Source organism: Paenibacillus darwinianus, from assembly GCF_000598065.1.
GTDB lineage: Bacteria > Bacillota > Bacilli > Paenibacillales > Paenibacillaceae > Paenibacillus_I > Paenibacillus_I darwinianus.
This window is the reverse complement of sequence record NZ_KK082149.1, coordinates 75,466-89,883: the sequence shown is the minus strand read 5'-3', so window position 1 is coordinate 89,883 and position 14,418 is coordinate 75,466. Positions and strand designations below refer to the sequence as shown.

The window sequence follows — 14,418 nt, the reverse complement described above, 5'->3', positions numbered from 1 at the left end:
CGGTCGTCCCGATAAGAAGTAATGTCCAGCTCGCCCACCGGCACGGGCTTGCCCTCGATCTCGGCGATCCGCTCGGCGATTCTGCGCGCCAGGTAGATGCCCCTCGTGCGTATGCCGACAAATGCGCAATCGTCTATGCCTTTGTTCTTCTCCAATATTTCATGGGCGATCCGTGTCAGCGCCCGGCGTATGCCGGTCTCATCCATAATGACATGCCGTTCTTCGCTCATAGGGATGCGGCCTCCTTTCGACAAGCTCGTCATGCGGGACTTCCGACCCAACACGTCAAAATACGGCAAAAAACTCCTTGCGGAGGCCGCAAGGAGTCAACAGGTTAGAGGATGATGCCAATCGCCCGGGTGCGGCTGTGACAAGCCGCTCCGCAGGGGCGGAGGATCCTTTATCCGGTTCACGTTACCTTGCCAGTCTCACGGGACTGAATTAAAGGTACTGGGATCATACACCGACCGACAGCAATCGGCGCTTCATTAGAAGAATTATCCCACGTAAGGCCGGTGAAGTCAAGAGCAGCCGGACGACAGATGCGCGCCCTTTTTACAGACTGAGCTTCGTGATGCGCTCGACTGCTTTCTCGGTGTTTTCCCGGCTGCCGAATGCCGTCAGACGGAAGTACCCCTGGCCGGCTTGCCCGAAGCCGACGCCCGGCGTGCCGACGATGTTCGCTTCGCCCAGAAGCTTGTCGAAAAACGACCACGAGTCAAGGCCGCTCGGCGTCTTCAGCCAAATGTAAGGCGCATTTACACCGCCGTACACCTGCAGGCCCAGCGATTTCAAGCCGTCGCGGATAATGCCGGCATTCGTCATGTAGTAGTCGACGAGCTCCGTGATTTGCCGTTTGCCTTCAGGCGAATAAATGGCGGCTGCGCCGCGCTGCGTCACATAGGAAACGCCGTTGAATTTCGTCGTGTGGCGGCGGTTCCAGAGGTCGGCCACTGTCACTTCGTTGCCGCTCGCATCCTTCGCTTTAAGCGCGCGGGGAACGACCGTATAGGCGCAGCGCACGCCGGTAAAGCCCGCCGTCTTCGAGAAGCTGCGGAACTCGATCGCCACCTCATGCGCGCCTTCGATTTCATAAATACTGCGTGGCACGTCCGCCTCCGTAATAAACGCCTCGTAAGCGGAGTCGAACAGAATGATGCAGCCGTTCTCCTTCGCATAGTCGACCCACGCTTTGAGCTCACCCTTCGTGAGCGTCATGCCGGTCGGATTGTTCGGGTAGCACAAGTAGATCAGGTCGACCTTTCGGTCCGGCAAGGACGGCTTGAAGTCGTTGCTTGCATCGCAGCGCAGGTAAACGATATTCTCGTACTGGTTCGTCTCGCTGTTGAATTTGCCCGAGCGTCCTGCCATCACGTTCGTATCGACATATACCGGATATACCGGGTCTTGAACGGCGATCACCGCATCCTGGCTGAAAATCTCCTGGATATTGCCCACGTCGCACTTGGAACCGTCGCTTACGAACACCTCGTTCGTCGCAATGTCGATGCCGCGTGCCTTGTAATCATGCTCCACGATCGCCTGCAGCAGAAAATCATAGCCCTGCTCCGGCCCGTAGCCACGGAATGTTCTTGGCTGCGCCAGCTCGTCGACGGCCGCATGCATCGCTGTCATCACCGCGTCCGGCAAGCCGCGCGTTACGTCGCCGATGCCGAGACTGATAATGTCCGCATCCGGGTTTTCGTGCATGAATTTCGTGCGACGCTTGGCAATTTCCGAAAACAAATAGCTGCCCTGCAGCTCCAAAAAGTTCTGATTGATCTGAGTCATTCGAATTCATCACCTTTCCGATTGTGGTACCGCTCTATCGCTAATGGCTTATTGCTTGCTATACATGGTATCCGGCTGTCAGGCTGTCAGGCTGTCAGGCTGTCAGGCTGTCAATAGCATAACGCACTTTCGGCAGGCGCTTAATGCAATAAGTAGTTAAAAATTTGCATTATTCCGCAAGACGGTTCGCTGCACAAGAAAAACGCACCCGCTAGCGGGTGCGAAGCCTATGAAGCACATCCTCCAGATCGGCCGGCAGCCGCGTTTCGAACAGCAGACGCTCGCCGGTTCTGGGATGCTCAAAGCCGAGGACGGCGGCATGCAGCGCTTGTCCGTTCAGCGGAATCGATTTAGCCCTGCCGTAGACCGGGTCGCCGGCAAGCGGATGGCCGATGTATTTCATATGCACACGGATCTGATGGGTGCGGCCCGTCTCCAGCCTCAGCTCCAGCAGCGTATAATCGCCCAGCCGCTCGAGCACCGAGAAATGCGTGACGGAGTGCTTGCCCCCCCGCTCCGTGACGGTAAACATTTTGCGGTCATGCGGATCCCGCCCGATCGGCGCTTCAATCGTGCCGTGATCATGCGGCAGATTGCCGTGGGCAAGCGCGACGTACCGGCGAACGACGGTATGTTCCTTCAACTGCTCAGCCAGCGATGCGTGAGCCCGGTCATTTTTCGCAGCCATCAGCAAACCTGTCGTATCCTTGTCGATCCTGTGCACGATACCCGGGCGCAGCACGCCGTTGATGCCCGACAGGTCGCGGCAATGGTGGAGAAGCGCGTTCACGACCGTGCCCGACGTATGGCCGAAGGCCGGATGAACAACCATTCCCCGTGGTTTGTTAAGCACGATCACGTCCTCGTCCTCATACACGATATCAAGCGGAATCGCCTCGGGCTCGATCGCCGCTTCCTGCGGCTCGGGCGGCTGCGCCGTTACGACATCGCCTGCGGCAAGTTTGTAATTAGCTTTGACGGAGCGTCCGTTCACGAGCACGGCGCCGGACTTGATCCAATCCTGCACCTGCGTTCTGGAGACGCCGTCCTCGACGGATTCCGCCACGTACTTATCGATCCGCTCACCGGCGAAGTCTTCGGAGACCGCCAACTCGAACGTCTCTTCAGCGTGCGGATTCATCGGTTCCGGCAATCGGTTGACTGTCATGATTCGTATGTTCTCCATCCTTGGCTGTTTTGGCATTGTCGCGCTTCATGTCGAACAGGGAGTCCAGCATGATGAGGCCCACACCGATTACAATACCCGTATCCGCGAAATTAAAGATCGGAAACGTGTAAGAACCAAAATTGAACTGCAGGAAATCGACTACCTCGCCGAACGCCGCCCGGTCTACAAAATTGCCGAGCGCACCTCCGAGCACCAGGCCCAGAGCAGCGAGCAGCAGCGTTTTGCCGCTCCGCTTGTTCCGTTCAATGTACCAGATAAGTCCCGATACCACGGCAATCGTTATGATAATAAAAAACAAGCTTTGCCCCTTCAAAATGCCGAAAGCGGCTCCGGGATTGCGGATCGAAGTAAGCAGAAAAAAGTTGCCGACAATCGGAATTTGCTGATACAGCTCCATCTGGGTGGACACGATCCATTTGGCGAGTTGATCGATGGCGAATACGAGTCCGGCAATCCAGTAATAATAGGCTTTCAAACAGGTTCCCCTCACTTCTTGTGCGTCTTTGGCAACAGCTGCCGGCATAGGCATGTACCAAAATATTGTAGCATAATCGTGGACCGTCGACTATACTCGTTTCCATTTACGCCAATCATAGTCCGCCGCGCCGCCTTCTAAAAAATCGCACGATAGCGAAAGCTAATACTCGACGAAACAGGACAAGGAGGCCATCATATGTTTGAGCTGACCGAGCTGACCGCCCTTCGAGCCCGCCTGATCGAGGATCGGGAGCTGCTTGAGAACAGATTGCGCGCGAACGATCATTACGGCATGGCGGAGTCGCAGCGTTGGTACACCAACGAGCTGTCCACCAACGACAACCATCCCGGCGATCTCGGCACTGAAACGTTTGAGAAGGGCAAGGACCTCTCGCTGCTCGAGCGGGACGAATGGCATCTGCGCCGCATCGGCGAGGCGCTTGAGGCGATGGATCAAGGCACCTACGGGCTTTGCCGCACCTGCGGCCATAGTATTCCGCTCGAGCGACTGCAGGCTTTGCCGGATACGCTGTATTGCGTCCAGCATTCCCCGCGCCAGATGAAGCCGTTCGACCGTCCCGTCGAGGAAGAGCTGCTTAATCCCCCATTCGGCCGCACCAGCATGGACGAGCAAGATTCCTATAACGGCTTTGACGGCGAGGACGCCTGGCAAATCGTGCAAAGCTACGGCAACTCGAACTCACCCGCATTGTCCGAAAACCCGTCGGCCGATTACGAGGAATCCACAATCGAAGCCGGCGAGCACGAAGGGTTCGTCGAGCCGATCGAGAGCTTCCTCGCCACCGACATTACCGGGCGCCACGTAGCGGTCATCCGCAACAGCCAATATCGCGAATATTTGGCAAGCCGCGAGGGCGACCGCGAGCTGGAATGGACGGAAGTCGACCAGGAAGCGGATGACAGCGCAGGCCAAAGCCCCAATCCTTCTCAGTAAGCCCGGCCCTCCAGCTGATGTTGGACGATGCGCACGATATCCGCGATGAAATCGCCGATGATCGGCAGATTCAGCTTGCCCAGCATTTGCAACAGATACACGATCAACGCCGCAAAAATGGTGAAGCCGATCGCGATGCCCACACCGCGCGCGGTGCCTCCGAGCAGGTTGCGCCACATCAGCGACAAGGGACGGTTGAGCAAATCGACGTATTCGGCGATTTTCGCCCGCTCCATATCGTTGGAAATCGACTCCAGCCGCTTGTTCACGGCATCCAGAGCCTGACGCGTCGCATTCGGATTTTCAAGCTGTTCAGCCACGGTCGTCTCCTCCAGTTCCGCCATATGTACGCGAAAAACGAGCCCCGGGCGTCGCGCTTGCGCTGTGCAAGCAGCCATGCCCGTACCGGGAGCTCGTTTTTTTGCCTGTTATTCCATTATGCCCTTATCCGCCGATCCGGATTCCGACCCGCTTGTCGCCAAGCTGCACCGACTCCATTCCTTCTTCGCTCTTGTAATCGACGCTCGTAAGCAGCACGTTCTCAAACAGAACGCTCTCGAAAGCCGCAAGCGCCGCGCGCAGCTCGTCATCGACATCGAGCGTCAGCACGATCCGCTTTTCGATCGGCAAATCGAGCTTTTTGCGAAGATCCTGAACGGCCCGGATCACCTCCCGCACCCAGCCCTCTTGCTCAAGCTCAGGCGTAATGTCCGTATTCAGCGCCACGTTCACCCCGTTCCCGGAAGCCGAGGCATAACCGGGCTTCGCCTGCTTCTCGACGAGCAGCTCGTCAAGCGCAATGTCCACTGTCTCGCCACCGGCCGTGGCGAAGGACAGTCCTCCGGATTGAACGGCCGCTCTCGCTTCGTCCGGTCCGAGCGCCTTCAGATATGCCTGGATCGGGCCGACATGCTTGCCGAATTTTTTGCCCGCCACCTTCAGGTTCAGCTTCATTGTGAAATCCACAAAGCCGCTGTCGCTGTTCTCAACCACGATCGACTTGACATTGATTTCATCCTTGATAATGTCCTCATAGCCGGCCAGATCGAATTCACGGTCGAGCGACACAATCAGCGCGGATAGCGGCTGGCGTGTCTTGATGCCTGATTCATTACGCACGTTACGGGCGAGCTCGACGATTTGCCTAGTCGCTTCCATATCCTGCTCCAGCGCCGGATCGGACAATCCGTCAACCGGCTTCGGATAGTCGGCCAGATGCACGCTGTCTTCTCCGCCGAGGTTGCCGTATACGTCTTCCGCCAGCAAAGGCGCATACGGCGCGATCAGCTTGGCCAGCGTCAGCAGCACGAACTGTAGCGTCTCGTACGCATTCGTTTTGTCCTCCGTCAGTCCTTCGCCCCAGAACCTGTCGCGGGAACGGCGGATGTACCAATTGCTGAGCTCGTCGACGAACGATTCGATCGCTCTCGCCGGATTCAGGAAATCGTTCGCTTCAAGCCCGGTGGATACCTGCCCGGCCAACGTGTTCAGGCGGGAGACGATCCAGCGGTCCAGCTTGTTCGCTTGGCCGCTGTTTAACCGCGCGGCCAACGAGGCGGGCAGCTCTGCGCTTTTTCCCGGCTTGTATCCGTCAATGGTCGCATACAGCGCAAAGAACGCGTGCGTATTGACGATCGTGTCGATCACCTTCGATTTGGCCTCGCCGACGATGCCGCGGGAGAACCGCTTGCTGTTCCAAGGCGCGCTGTCCGACAGCAGCGCCCAGCGGAACGCGTCGGTGCCGTATTCGTTGATAATTTCCCAAGGATCGATGACGTTTCCCTTCGACTTGGACATTTTTTGCCCGTTCTCGTCAAGGATGTGGCCGGTTGAAATGACCGTTTTGTACGGCGCCTTGCCGTTGTAGAGCGTCGACACGGCCAGCAGACTGAAAAACCATCCGCGCGTCTGGTCGATGCCTTCACAGATGAAGTCCGCCGGATACTGTTCCTCGAAGCGCTTCTCGTTCTCGAACGGATAATGCTGCTGCGCGAACGGCATCGAGCCACTGTCGAACCAGACGTCGATCACCTCAGACGTGCGCGTCATCACCCCGCCCTCGCAATGCGGGCAATTCAGATGCACCTCGTCGACATAAGGCTTATGCAGCTCGAGGTCCTCCGGAATCGGCTCGACCGAGCGGGCGCGCAGGTCCGCGTGGCTTCCGGGGGCGTACTCGCCCTTGCAATCGCCGCACACCCATACGTTAAGCGGCGTTCCCCAATAGCGGTTGCGGCTGATGTTCCAATCGACCAGATCCTCAAGAAATTTGCCGAAGCGACCCTCGCGGATATGTCCGGGATACCAGTCTACGGTCGCATTGTTCGCGATCAATTGATCCTTGACGGCCGTCGTCTTGATGAACCAGCTTTCCGTCGCGTAGTAGAGCAGCGGCGTTTTGCAGCGCCAGCAGAACGGATAGCTGTGCTCATACCGTTCCTTGGAGAACAGCAGACCGCGCTCGCTCAGCATTTTCACGATGTCGACATCGCAATCCTTGACGAAACGGCCTGCCAGCTCCGTCACTTCATCAGTAAAGCGTCCGGCGTTGTTGACCACGCTGACAAAATCGATGCCGTGCTGCCGGGTGACACGGTAGTCGTCCTCGCCGTGTGCAGGCGCCATATGCACGATACCCGTACCGCTCGTATCGCTGACGAAATCGTCGCCGAGCACGACATGGCCTTTTGCCACCTGCACATAACGGAACGGCGGCTCGTAGGACAGCCCGACCAGCTCGGAGCCCTGCAGCTTGGAGACGACTTCGAATTCACCCTTGAACACGCTGTCGACCAGTGCTTCCGCCACCATGTACGTTTCGCCGGCCTGGGACACGCGGGCGTAAGTCAGCTTCGGGTTCACTGCCAGCGCCACGTTGGCGGGGAGCGTCCACGGCGTCGTCGTCCACGCGAGAATCGACTCGCCAGTCGCCAGCTTGAACTTGACCGTTGCGCTGAGGTCCTTCACATCCTCATAACCTTGCGCCACCTCATGCGAGCTCAGTGTCGTCTGGCAGGCCGGGCAATACGGGCTGACGCGGTGGCCGCGGTAAAGCATCCCTTTCTGATGAATCGTCGACAGGATATGCCAGACGCTCTCGATATAGCCGTTATTCAGCGTAATGTACGGATCGTCCATGTCAGTCCAATAAGCGATCGCTTCCGTCAGCTCCCGCCATTGCCGTTCGTACTCGAACACGCTGGCCTTGCATTTTTGGACGAACGCCTCGACGCCGTAATTTTCAATTTCCTGCTTGCCCGAGATGCCGAGCTGCTTCTCGACGCCGAGCTCGACCGGGAGACCATGGGTATCCCAGCCGGCCTTGCGCACCACCCGGTAACCGGCCATCGTTTTGTAGCGGGAGACAAAATCCTTGATGACGCGGCCGAGCATGTGACCGATATGCGGCGCTCCGTTGGCCGTAGGCGGCCCTTCGTAGAAGACGAAGTTCGGCTTGCCCTTCCGGTTCTCAATCGACTTCTTGAACGTGTCCTCCTCATTCCATTTGTTCAAAATACGCAGCTCGCGGGCTCTTGCCCGTTCCTTGACATCCACGCGTTGCATCCAGATCCGCTCCTTCTATACGAAGATCAGTTATTAATGTAGCCATCTATCCACACAATCGTCCCACTGTGCCTGCAATATATTTAAAATCCGACTTACCGCCCGCCGCCCCGCGCCATTATCGTTAAAACACAAAAAACCCGCCCCAACAGGGACGAGTCTTCACTCGCGATACCACCCTTGTTCCGGGCACGAGCTCCGCGAGGTCTTGTATAAGACAACGTGGAGGCGCTCCGGCACCTTCGCCGCAGAGACGAGGTCGTCTGCGTTCCGTATAACGGCGGACACCCGGCGTCGCTTACTGCTTTCCCGTTCGGCGGCGCTTCTCGGAGAGGATATTCAGCTGGGGCTCGAACGCCGGCTTGCAGCGAATGCCGGCTCTCTGGGGAACGATTCCCGCAGCTTACTCGTTCTCGTCGACGAAGTTCAGGTCAATTGCATTCATTCATTATCAATCGTTATACACCGAACGTTGCGGATTGTCAATGCCGTTCGCCCCTATTCCCGCTCCAACGCTTCGCGCATTTCTCGGGTTTCGCGCTCGCGGCTCAACCTGTTTTCCCCGCCGTCGCGCTGCTCGCGACCTTCACGGCTTTCGCGCTGCAGCAGGCTGCCTCCCTCAAGCGACTCCCAGCCGTCCTGGCTGAGCAGTTCCAGCTGGGCTTCCACCAGCGAGCGGAAACGCATTCGGTAGATCGACGCCTGCTTTTTGAGCTCCTCCACCTCCATCGCAACCTTGCGCGACTTCGACAACGCCTCGTTGATGATCCGGTCGGCATTTTTCTCCGCTTCCTTGATGATCAGCTGCGCTTCCTTCTTGGAGTTGTTCTTCACCTCGTCAGCGGCTTCCTGCGCGACGATAATCGTCTTGCTTAACGTTTCCTCGATATTCGAAAAATGGTTGAGCTTCTCCTGCAGGTTGAGCGCCTGATTCTGCAGCTCCTTGTTTTCGCGGATCAGCGCCTCGTAATCTTTAATGATCTGGTCGAGAAATTCGTTGACCTCATCCTCGTCGTATCCGCGCAGACGGCGTCCGAATTCCTTGTTATGTATGTCCAATGGCGTAAGCGGCATTGGCGCACCTCCTAATGAATGGCGATTTCACGATGGTATCATAAGATTCGACAGAACCGCCCAAAATCCTGCATGCCGCTAAATAAATTTACCCGCTCGAACCCGAATTCTGCCTTTCTTCGTCACGCCCTCCACGGTAAGCACCTTAAAGCGGCCGAGCCCCTGAATAGATACGACGTCTCCTTCCTTCAAAGGCGTAGACGGATCCTCCTCGGCTTTCCAATTGACGCGGCAGCGCCCGGCCCGGATCGGATCGACGATCTTCGCGCGGCTGATCCGGTATACGTCGCTGCATATGCCGTCCAGACGCAAAGAAGCCACCGTAAAGCTCATTTCCTCCAATTCCGGCTTGACCGTCCGCAGCTGCCCGATTGGAAGAATGTCCGTCAGAACATGAACCCGGTGCACTTGTCTAAGATTGATATTCATATAATCGGCGACTTCTTCCGCGATCAGAAAATGCGCCCCGTCGGAATGAACGTGGATATCGCCAATCCGATCGCGCTTGATGCCAAGCCCAAGTATGGCGCCCAGATAATCGCCGTGGTCAAGCTGCGCCACCGATTGATCGGCGCTGCTCACGGACAGCACGACAATACCGGCCGGCTCGTCCTCGATGTCACGGTAGGCCGGCGCGATGATCGCGCGGCGCCTTTCCGCATCCTGGTATCCGCCGTCCAGCCGGAACAGCGCGTCTGGTTCGCGGTTCGCCAGAACGGTCAGGATATGCGACTGGCGCGGATCCAGAAAATCGGTCCGCCGCACCTCGTGCCGGTTCGCCGCGTGATCGATCCACTCTGCCGCGCGGTCGACGAATGCCCGCTCATCGGGATGAAAATGCACATAAAGATCGTTTCGCATGAGCCTGTGCCGCCTAGACGAAGAAATCGATGACTGCGATCAAGCCGGCCGCGATGAACTGCAGCGCAAAAATGGCCACGATCGGAGAAATATCCAGCATTCCGCCGATCGGCGGAATAAGACGACGGAACGGCGACAGATACGGTTCGACAGCCTTGCCGAGCATCTGGCCGATGAAACTCTCGCGCGCATTCGGCAGCCAGGAAAGCAGAATGTAAGCGATGATGACAAATGTGTATAGTTGTTGAACGATGTTGATGAAATTTACTACCTCTTGGGGCACGATGTCACCTCATTTTGTTATAGTCATTCTCCTCCGTCAGCATATCCGTAATGGATCCCTGGATTTCGACGGAGTCCGGTGTGCACAGAAAAACGTTCGGGCCAAGCTTCGATATCGAGCCGTTCAATGCGTATATCGTGCCGCTCAAAAAATCAATGATGCGCATCGCGTGGTCGCTGCGCACGCGCTGCAGGTTCACGACGACGGAGCGTCTCGACCGAAGGTGGTCCGCAATCTCCTGCGCTTCGTCGTAAGATCGGGGCTCGTTCAAGACGACGCGCACGTTTTTCTGGGAATGGATGCTGACGACGTTGTTTCCTTTCATACTTTTACGCGGATCGAATGCAGACGTTTCACTTTCTTGCTCGACATCCTGCGGCTGACGGTCCCGTTCAACGATTTCTTCTTCCTCCTGCAAGCCGAGAAAATTCATAAACCGGTTCATTACACTCATTGCGCAGCCTCCTCTTTCCCCACCAGAATCGTTCCGAGCCGAAGCCATGTGGCCCCTTCCTCTACCGCAATTTCGAAGTCATTGGACATGCCCATCGATAAGCCCTTGGCCTCTGCAGGCAGCACGGCGCGTTCGTTAAGCTCGTCCCTCAGCAGGCGCAAGCTGCGGAATACCGGCCGAGTCTGCTCGGGCTCCGCCTCGAACGGCGCCATCGTCATCAGGCCTGCAATCTCGACGTTCGGCAGCGGAGCCACCGTACGCGCGAAATCGATTAGCTGCTCGGGGGCAAGTCCGTGCTTGGAATCTTCGCCGGACACATTCACTTGGATGAAGCAGGGAACCGTAATGCCGAGCTGACCGGCCTTGCGGTCGATCGCTTGCGCGAGCGACAGCCTGTCCAGCGAATGAATATACATGAACCGGCCTACAACTTCTTTCACCTTGTTCGTTTGAAGCGACCCGATAAAATGCCAGACCGGGCGGATTGGACCGGGAGCGGTTTCCGTCAGTTCCGCAATCGCCCGCCACTTCGGCTCCGCATCCTGCCAGCGGTTCTCGCCGAGATTCGGCAGCCCGCTGCGCAACGCTTCAACCGCAGTGGAGGTCGATACATATTTGGTTACGGCAATGATGCCGATCTCTTCGGGCGCCCTTCCGCTTCTTCCGCATGCTTCGCGGATGCGGCGTTCGACCTCGCTGCGTCTTTCCATTACCGTCAAGGGTGACGTTCACCTCTCTTGAAATCCGATGAAGCTCGCCATACGTCCGGCGGCCCCGTTCTCCATCCGGTGCGAGAAGAACGATTCCAGCCTGCAACCGGTACATATTTCCGTTAATTCGATATTCATCGGCAATATTCCTGCTTTTATCATAATCTGTCGGTTTATTTCTTTCAAGTTGAGCATCGCTTTGCCTCCCGGCCGCGGCGCGACCATCGTATGCCTCCTTACCCCGGCCGCTTCTGCGAGCGATTCGGCAAGCGGCGTCACCTTCGCGATAACCGGCCCGTCGACCTCATAGCAGCATTCGCCGATCGAAGGACCGATCGCGCCGAGCAGCCCCGACGGCTCCGATCCGTACGCCTCGGTCATCGCCTCCACCGTCTTGCGCGCGATTTCCGCCACCGTGCCCTTCCAGCCGGCATGCGCAAGCGCGACCGCCCGGCGGCCCGGATCGAGAAAAAATAACGGCACGCAATCGGCATAAAACGACGTCAGCAGCACGCCCGGCACGTTCGTCATAAGCGCATCCGTATTCTGGAACGCATCAAATCGGCTTTCGCGCCCCCTGCCCTTGTCCGCGCGATCCACCTGGTACACGGCGTCGCCGTGCACCTGCTCCCCGCACGTCCACGCTTCGAACGGCCAGCCGGCCGCTTCCGCCACGGAGCGCCGGTTGCGGATGACCGATTCGTCCGCATCGCCCACATGCAAAGCGCAATTCAGCGATTGCCAAGGCTCGCCGCTGACGCCGCCTTCCCGGCCCGTAATACCTGCCGTCAGTCCGGGCGTGCGTTCCATCCATGCCTGCAATAAAAAAAGCGAAGGCGCCTTCGCATCGTTGCGTCCCCCGATTTTGAACGGCTCCATCCGGCCATCACCTCCAGCCCAGTTTACCACATCCTGTCGTCAGCGGTCGAATCGGGGCTTCCTACCGGGCAAGGGGCTCGTCGTCCTGCTTATAGAGCTTTGTTTCGTCAAGCCGAACGAGCACCACGTCCGCTCCGATCTTTACGATGTTCCGCCACGGAATAACGACCTCCGTTCCGCTCCCGAACAGGCCAAAAAACCGGCTGTCGGTCGGCACGACGATCGAATCGATGCGGCCCTGGCGCAAATCAAGCTCCAAATCGCTTACCTGCCCGAGCCGTTTGCCGTCGACGATGTTGATGACGTCCTTCGTTTGGAAGTCGGAAATTTTCATCGCTTGCGCCACCACGCTTTACTGGGATCGGGACCGGAAGTCCTCTTATTACACTATATGTGCGCATGCCCATAAATGTCCTTGAAAAATGAAAGAAGCGGCCGAGTGGGGCCGCCTGAAGCAGATGGGTCAGCTTTTAACGTGCTTTTGCATTTGCTGGATCGCCGATTTCTCAAGCCGCGATACCTGGGCCTGCGAAATGCCGATCTCGTCCGCCACCTCCATCTGGGTTTTCCCTTCGAAAAAACGCATCGATAAAATCATTTTCTCCCGCTCGCCCAGCTTATGCATCGCTTCCCGGAGCGCGATCTCCTCGATCCAGGAGACATCCTTGTTTTTGTCGTCGCTGATTTGATCCATGACATAGATCGGATCGCCGCCGTCGTGGTAGATCGGCTCGAACAGGGAGACCGGATCCTGGATCGCGTCGAGGGCGAATACGACATCCTCCTTGGGCACGTTCAGCGCTTCGGAAATTTCAAATATGGTCGGCTCGCGCGAGTTAAGGTTCGTTAGGCTGTCCCGGACCTGCAACGCTTTATAAGCAATGTCCCGAAGGCTGCGGGACACCCGGATCGGATTATTGTCGCGAAGGTAACGCCGGATTTCACCGATGATCATCGGCACGGCGTACGTTGAGAACTTGACGTTCTGACCAAGGTCGAAGTTGTCGATTGCCTTCATGAGGCCGATGCAGCCGACCTGGAACAGGTCGTCCACAAATTCACCGCGGTTATTGAATCGTTGAATGACACTCAGCACCAAGCGCAAGTTGCCGTTAACCAATTTCTCTCTGGCTGCCAGTTCGTTTCGTGTTTGCAGCGCCGTGAACAATTCGCGCATCTCGGCGTTCGTCAGGACGGGCAGTTTTGCGGTATCCACTCCACAGATCTCAACTTTGTTTCGGGTCAATGTGATTACCTCCCAAGGAGAAACATTACTGTACATTATCCCCGTGGGCTTCTTTTTTATTCCAGCCTGTTCACCTTCCGGAGAAGCCCGCAACCAGCCGATAAAAACAAAAAAACGTTGATTTATCAACGTTTTACGCTTGTGGTAAGGCCTTTCCAAAAAAGCGAAACAGCCCCCGCGAGCGGAGGCTGCAGCTACACCATTTTGTTGAACTCCTTACGCAGTCGCTTGATGATCCGTTTCTCCAGCCGCGATATATACGATTGGGAAATGCCGAGCTGGTCGGCGACATCCTTCTGCGTTTTTTCTTCCCCGTCGCTGAGACCGAAGCGAAGCTCCATGATCGTCCGCTCCCGTTCCGACAGCTTGTCAAGCGCCTTGTGAAGCAGCTTTCGGTCCACCTGCTCTTCGATGTTCCGGTAAATCGTGTCGTTCTCCGTACCGAGCACGTCGGACAGCAGCAGCTCGTTGCCGTCCCAATCAATGTTCAGCGGCTCGTCGAACGAAACCTCGGTGCGGATTTTGCTGTTGCGGCGCAGATACATCAGAATCTCGTTCTCGATGCAGCGGGATGCATAAGTGGCGAGCTTGATCTTTTTCTCCGGATCGAACGTATTGACGGCTTTAATCAGGCCGATGGCCCCAATCGAGACGAGGTCCTCGATGTGAATGCCCGTGTTTTCGAATTTGCGGGCAATGTATACGACAAGCCGCAAATTCCGCTCGATCAGCATCGCGCGGATCGCGGAGTCGCCGGAAGAAAGCTTTTCCAGCAAATACTCTTCTTCTTCCCGCGTAAGCGGCGGGGGTAAAGCCTCGCTTCCGCCTATGTAGTAGATCTCTTCGCTTTTTAATCCGAATAAAAACAAAAACCGGTAATAATATAACTGCAGGATCAATTTCCACTTGACTATCATGATTGCCATCCTCCTCGT

The 14,418-nt window shown here is 56.9% G+C and carries 15 protein-coding genes, 1 pseudogene and 1 other annotated feature; of the genes and pseudogenes, 1 reads left to right on the top strand and 15 read right to left on the bottom strand.

The window, feature by feature from the left end; translation table 11 throughout:
- The 4 genes and pseudogenes from BG52_RS06485 to lspA all read right to left on the bottom strand — a co-directional run.
- Positions 1-230, bottom strand: a pseudogene (locus BG52_RS06485) (bifunctional pyr operon transcriptional regulator/uracil phosphoribosyltransferase PyrR); the annotation flags it as partial.
- 325 nt (positions 231-555) lie between these two features.
- Positions 556-1,791 (bottom strand): LL-diaminopimelate aminotransferase, encoded by a 1,236-nt coding sequence (locus tag BG52_RS06480; protein ID WP_036581341.1) that lies wholly within the window; start codon positions 1,789-1,791, stop codon positions 556-558.
- A gap of 211 nt (positions 1,792-2,002) precedes the next feature.
- Positions 2,003-2,932 carry an RluA family pseudouridine synthase gene (locus tag BG52_RS06475; protein ID WP_051587557.1) on the bottom strand — a complete coding sequence of 310 codons (930 nt, stop codon included), beginning with the start codon at positions 2,930-2,932 and terminating at the stop codon, positions 2,003-2,005.
- Positions 2,916-3,455: a signal peptidase II gene (lspA, locus tag BG52_RS06470; protein ID WP_036581337.1), complete on the bottom strand. Its 540-nt coding sequence runs from the start codon at positions 3,453-3,455 to the stop codon at positions 2,916-2,918. The genes BG52_RS06475 and lspA overlap by 17 nt, the downstream gene beginning before the upstream one ends.
- Positions 3,456-3,653: 198 nt before the next feature.
- Between lspA and BG52_RS06465 the strand changes: the two genes are divergently transcribed.
- On the top strand, positions 3,654-4,412 hold the full coding sequence (locus BG52_RS06465) for a TraR/DksA C4-type zinc finger protein (RefSeq protein WP_036581335.1): 759 nt from the start codon (positions 3,654-3,656) through the stop codon (positions 4,410-4,412).
- On the opposite strand, the gene BG52_RS06460 is transcribed toward BG52_RS06465, so the two are convergent.
- The 11 genes from BG52_RS06460 to sigE form a co-directional block, all read right to left on the bottom strand.
- Entirely contained in the window at positions 4,406-4,648 is a 243-nt protein-coding gene (locus BG52_RS06460) for a DUF5665 domain-containing protein (protein ID WP_223298933.1), read from the bottom strand. The genes BG52_RS06465 and BG52_RS06460 overlap by 7 nt on opposite strands.
- Positions 4,649-4,856: 208 nt before the next feature.
- Entirely contained in the window at positions 4,857-7,976 is a 3,120-nt protein-coding gene (gene ileS, locus BG52_RS06455; protein ID WP_036581329.1) for an isoleucine--tRNA ligase, read from the bottom strand.
- A 147-nt stretch (positions 7,977-8,123) separates the two neighbouring features.
- Positions 8,124-8,405 (bottom strand) — a binding site (T-box leader).
- A 69-nt stretch (positions 8,406-8,474) separates the two neighbouring features.
- On the bottom strand, positions 8,475-9,050 hold the full coding sequence (locus BG52_RS06450) for a DivIVA domain-containing protein (RefSeq protein WP_036581326.1): 576 nt from the start codon (positions 9,048-9,050) through the stop codon (positions 8,475-8,477).
- Between the two features lie 78 nt (positions 9,051-9,128).
- The gene (locus BG52_RS06445) at positions 9,129-9,911 is read right to left on the bottom strand and encodes a YlmH family RNA-binding protein (RefSeq protein ID WP_036581324.1); all 783 of its coding nucleotides are present in this window, start codon (positions 9,909-9,911) and stop codon (positions 9,129-9,131) included.
- Positions 9,912-9,924: 13 nt separating this feature from the next.
- Entirely contained in the window at positions 9,925-10,194 is a 270-nt protein-coding gene (locus tag BG52_RS06440) for a YggT family protein (RefSeq protein WP_190287478.1), read from the bottom strand.
- Positions 10,195-10,198: 4 nt separating this feature from the next.
- Positions 10,199-10,648: a cell division protein SepF gene (locus BG52_RS06435; RefSeq protein WP_036581320.1), complete on the bottom strand. Its 450-nt coding sequence runs from the start codon at positions 10,646-10,648 to the stop codon at positions 10,199-10,201.
- Positions 10,645-11,358: a YggS family pyridoxal phosphate-dependent enzyme gene (locus BG52_RS06430; protein ID WP_036581405.1), complete on the bottom strand. Its 714-nt coding sequence runs from the start codon at positions 11,356-11,358 to the stop codon at positions 10,645-10,647. Before BG52_RS06430 ends, BG52_RS06435 begins: the two co-directional genes overlap by 4 nt.
- Before the next feature lie 18 nt (positions 11,359-11,376).
- A complete protein-coding gene (gene pgeF, locus BG52_RS06425; RefSeq protein WP_036581317.1) occupies positions 11,377-12,237 on the bottom strand; it encodes a peptidoglycan editing factor PgeF in 861 nt (286 codons plus the stop codon).
- 61 nt (positions 12,238-12,298) lie between these two features.
- Entirely contained in the window at positions 12,299-12,571 is a 273-nt protein-coding gene (locus tag BG52_RS06420) for a YlmC/YmxH family sporulation protein (protein ID WP_036581403.1), read from the bottom strand.
- Between the two features lie 129 nt (positions 12,572-12,700).
- Complete coding sequence (gene sigG / locus BG52_RS06415) at positions 12,701-13,483, bottom strand: RNA polymerase sporulation sigma factor SigG (RefSeq protein WP_036581315.1); 783 nt, start codon at positions 13,481-13,483, stop codon at positions 12,701-12,703.
- 194 nt (positions 13,484-13,677) lie between these two features.
- The gene (gene sigE, locus BG52_RS06410) at positions 13,678-14,400 is read right to left on the bottom strand and encodes an RNA polymerase sporulation sigma factor SigE (RefSeq protein WP_036581313.1); all 723 of its coding nucleotides are present in this window, start codon (positions 14,398-14,400) and stop codon (positions 13,678-13,680) included.
- Positions 14,401-14,418: the final 18 nt, after the last annotated feature.

Excerpts from the sequence above, each read along its gene's own strand:
- BG52_RS06480 (WP_036581341.1), bottom strand. The coding sequence starts at position 1,791 with ATGACTCAGATCAATCAGAACTTTTTGGAGCTGCAGGGCAGCTATTTG.
- BG52_RS06475 (WP_051587557.1), bottom strand. The coding sequence starts at position 2,932 with ATGAATCCGCACGCTGAAGAGACGTTCGAGTTGGCGGTCTCCGAAGAC.
- BG52_RS06465 (WP_036581335.1), top strand. The coding sequence starts at position 3,654 with ATGTTTGAGCTGACCGAGCTGACCGCCCTTCGAGCCCGCCTGATCGAG.
- BG52_RS06460 (WP_223298933.1), bottom strand. The coding sequence starts at position 4,648 with ATGGAGCGGGCGAAAATCGCCGAATACGTCGATTTGCTCAACCGTCCC.
- ileS (WP_036581329.1), bottom strand. The coding sequence starts at position 7,976 with ATGCAACGCGTGGATGTCAAGGAACGGGCAAGAGCCCGCGAGCTGCGT.
- BG52_RS06450 (WP_036581326.1), bottom strand. The coding sequence starts at position 9,050 with ATGCCGCTTACGCCATTGGACATACATAACAAGGAATTCGGACGCCGT.
- BG52_RS06445 (WP_036581324.1), bottom strand. The coding sequence starts at position 9,911 with ATGCGAAACGATCTTTATGTGCATTTTCATCCCGATGAGCGGGCATTC.
- BG52_RS06435 (WP_036581320.1), bottom strand. The coding sequence starts at position 10,648 with ATGAGTGTAATGAACCGGTTTATGAATTTTCTCGGCTTGCAGGAGGAA.
- BG52_RS06430 (WP_036581405.1), bottom strand. The coding sequence starts at position 11,358 with ATGGAAAGACGCAGCGAGGTCGAACGCCGCATCCGCGAAGCATGCGGA.
- pgeF (WP_036581317.1), bottom strand. The coding sequence starts at position 12,237 with ATGGAGCCGTTCAAAATCGGGGGACGCAACGATGCGAAGGCGCCTTCG.
- BG52_RS06420 (WP_036581403.1), bottom strand. The coding sequence starts at position 12,571 with ATGAAAATTTCCGACTTCCAAACGAAGGACGTCATCAACATCGTCGAC.
- sigE (WP_036581313.1), bottom strand. The coding sequence starts at position 14,400 with ATGATAGTCAAGTGGAAATTGATCCTGCAGTTATATTATTACCGGTTT.